Raw genomic sequence first — 1236 nt, 5'->3', positions numbered from 1 at the left:
ATAATGGGGTGTTCAACTGAAATTTCATCCAGCTCAGCGATTGTTGGATAACGCTTTTCCTTCACAGCCGTTTCATTAAAGCCCCAAGCACGTATCCATTCACCTTTAGGAGTTTCTAAGGCTTTCTTTTTCAGGTCATCTAACAAAGCCTCGATAGAATCGATATGTTCAGCTTTACAACTTACCGCCAACTGATTCACCCCATAAAAAATGAGGTGAATATGAGAATCAATAAATCCAGGAAGAAGCGTTTTTCCTTGCAGGTCAAATACATCCGTTTTTTCTCCTATAAAACTCTTAACCTCCTGATTTGAACCAACAACTGCGATACGATTATCTTTTATTGCTACAGCTTCGACTACTGTATTCTTTTGATCTGCTGTAATAACTTCTCCATTTATCAATACAACATCAGCTTTCATAAACTCATCCCTTTCAGAATTCCTCTTTTAGAGTGTTCAGTTCAGTATTAAAAAAAGTTATATCTCTCGATTTGCTATTCCGTGTTTTAACAAGATTTATCAATAATTAGTTAAAGTTGAAATAAACATTCTTTTATTGTTTTAACAATAAAAGTAAAGTCATCTTCTGTAATGCTTAATGGAGGAGAAATTTGCAAAACATTATTGTATCCTGCAACGGTGTCTCCATTTTTACCGATAATCAGTCCCTTTTCTTTACAAGCACTGATGACTTTGTTCATCTTTTCAATGGCAGCCGGTTCTTTTGTTTGCTTATCTTCCACTAGTTCAATACCTAAAAGAAGGCCTTTTCCACGAACATCTCCCACGTTTGGATGTTCCTTTACATCCTCTAGTTCACGTAACAGTCGTTCACCCAATTCTTTGGAGCGTTCAATGAGTTTCTCATTCTCCATGATTTCCAAATTCTTCAGAGCCAGAGCGCAGGCAGCAGGATTTCCTCCGAACGTATTCACATGTCGGAAGCGGTCATAATCTTCACTGCCTATGTAAGCCTCATAAATCTCTCGTCTGACTGCCGTTGCTGACAAAGGAAGATACGCACTTGTAATACCTTTTGCCATTGTAATGATATCTGGTTTGACGCCATAGTTCATAAATCCAAACGGCTTCCMTGTCCGGCCAAATCCGCATATCACTTCATCACAAATAAGCAACGCACCGTGCTTCTCACAAATTTCTTTCACTTTTGCCATATATCCATCAGGAGGCATTAAAATTCCGCCCCCGGTAATAATCGGCTCCATAATCACAC

General features: G+C 38.6%; 2 protein-coding genes. Both read right to left on the bottom strand.

Annotated features, from left to right (window positions below; genetic code table 11):
- The coding region (locus tag AC1DUW_RS29580; protein WP_477644273.1) for an amidohydrolase family protein at nt 1–422 on the bottom strand (422 nt) is incomplete at its 3' end.
- A gap of 110 nt (nt 423–532) precedes the next feature.
- On the bottom strand, nt 533–1236 hold a 704-nt coding region (locus AC1DUW_RS29575), incomplete at its 5' end, for an aminotransferase class III-fold pyridoxal phosphate-dependent enzyme (protein ID WP_477644272.1).

The organism is Peribacillus sp. P4_C12, from assembly GCF_056402095.1.
The sequence above is the reverse complement of the archived record's forward strand: the minus strand, read 5'-3'. Positions and strand labels throughout refer to the sequence as shown.